General features: G+C 67.6%; 1 protein-coding gene. It reads right to left on the bottom strand.

All coding sequences use genetic code 11. The features are described from left to right. Positions 1-1,222 precede the first annotated feature (1,222 nt). A complete protein-coding gene (locus ACIQ8J_RS35845) occupies positions 1,223-1,429 on the bottom strand; it encodes a cold-shock protein (protein WP_403278363.1) in 207 nt (68 codons plus the stop codon). Positions 1,430-2,146: the final 717 nt, after the last annotated feature.

The following is a 2,146-nucleotide window of genomic DNA, read 5'->3' as shown; positions in this document are numbered from 1 at the left end:
TCCAGCAGCACCCCGAACTCATCGACGGCTGCCTCACCGAAACCGGGCTGGTCCTCACGCCACACCCGACATGAACCCGAAAGGGTCAGTAACTCGGTGAGTAACCCGTCGTCACAAACCGCCCCCACTCAAACGCCAGCTCGCTCGCGATGCCGCTCCCATCCGCGTTCGAAAGTAGTTCCCGACCCCCGCCGGTGTCGGACCAGATGGCACGCCAGTTACGAGCGTCCCGAGATCTTTGCCCGGCAGCCGGCTTCCTTGCCCGCCCCGAGGAACCCCACCTTGCCCAGGGCCGAGCTCACCGAGATCGCAGTCAACGACATCCGGGTGGCGTTGAGACCCTCCTCGGCTTCGCCGCGCGGTCATCCCGTGACCACGCGACCCCAACTCCCCACGGCGCCCGTCCCCGCCGCCCCCGCTCACCCAAGACCCCACCCTCTCTTTCTTGATCATTGGGCGCAGGGGGCCGGGCAGGAGGGGATGCCTGACTTCCCACCACGCCTCACCGTTGGGCATGACCTGGGGTTTTCCGTCGCGTGCCGGAACTGGGGTGTACCAGATGGTGAACCAGATACGCGTACCGGATGGCGTACCAGATCGTGTACCAGATACAGCAGTCCGGCGGGGCAAGCCTCCCGAGCTGGGGCACCAAGGCTTGCCCTGGGGTGGCCTGGCTTGCCCACCCTCGCCGAGAGCCGGGCAAGCCTGAGGCCGCCTGCGATTCCACGGCTGACGACCCCTTGCCCTCCACCGGATTGACGAGCGGTCAAGGGGGCTCCGCCTACGATCCGTCGCGGCGGGCCACCGGCCCGACGCCCCACCCAGCCCCGCCAGCGCAGCGCCCGCCCACCGACACGCACCGCCCCTGCCCCCACCACGACCCCCACCACCCCAGGTATCAGGGCCAGGCAGAGCGTACGGAGGGAAGTCGGCATGCCGGCCACGACTTACCAAGGGGTCTGACCTGCGTGAATGATGGGGCGTCACGGGGAGTGACGCAGTCTCTAGTACAGCCCGTTGTGCAGCCTCTACCGCAGCGTCTACCGCAGTCGGCGCGGTAAGCCGCTGTCCTGTCGTGGGCTTCTCCATTTCGGAGGCAGTCGGCCGGCGTGCCCTGGATGCCAGCACCTCCGTGGGCCAGCCTCGACGTTCAACACATGTGCGAGGCCAGCCACGAGGGCTCGGCGGCGACTGAGCCCGTGAGCGAACCAGCTGCTTGGGGTCAGGTCTGGCGAACGACGTTCTCCGCCTGGGGCCCCTTGGGGCCCTGGACGACGTCGTACTCCACCCTGTCCTCCTCGTAGAGCTCCTTGAAGCCAGTGCTCTGGATGGACGAGAAGTGGACGAACACGTCCGGACCTCCGTCGTCCTGCGCGATGAAGCCGAAGCCCTTGTCCGCGTTGAACCATTTCACTTTGCCTGTTGCCACTCTGCTCTCCTCCGGAATCTCGGACGCCGCCAGAATGGATGCGGAAGCATGCCTGAGCAGCGCGTATGACGCAAGGTACGGGTCTGACCACCAGCCACGATACGAAAATTTCGGCCCCTTGGAGATCATCCTGGCCGGAACTCGCGCGCAGGGTTGGTCGTCAACAACCCCTTCCCCAGCAAGGGGCCACCAGGTGGTAGCCAGACGTCCGTGCCGCCCACAGCGCCCTGCCCAGGCCCGGCCCCCACGCCGTGCTCGCCCCGGGGCCGGCAGGACTCCACACCCACCACCACGGCCACCGCGCCGCCCCCTCCCTGAACCCCAACCTCCTGTACGGCTACCGCGTACAAGAAGGTGTCGGCGCCGAAAACTTCCTTGCCCGCAGGGTCTGACCAGCACGAACAGCCAAGATCACAAAAAGGCGGGGCCAACCCTCGGCAGTGGTCTCGGTCCACTCTCGGTCCAACGGTCCACCCACCGGTACAGCCAACTCCCGGACCAACTTGCCCGCACCAAGCCCCGCCCGCCCGGTGAGCAAGCCCCCTCCACGCCGGGCAGGCCCCTCCAGTGCTCCCTCCACGCCGGGCAGGGCAGGCCCGCACCACGCAAGGCCTGCGCCCCACCTCCCCGCGCTGCCTGACGCCACATCAACCAGCAACACCCGCCGGGACGGAAAAAGTACGGTCCGGATCCGGTCGGCCTGCCCGCACATACACC

The sequence above is a fragment of the Streptomyces sp. NPDC094147 genome, assembly GCF_044764265.1.
In the GTDB taxonomy this organism is placed as follows: Bacteria; Actinomycetota; Actinomycetes; order Streptomycetales; family Streptomycetaceae; genus Streptomyces.
This window is presented reverse-complemented; position numbering and strand designations above follow the sequence as displayed.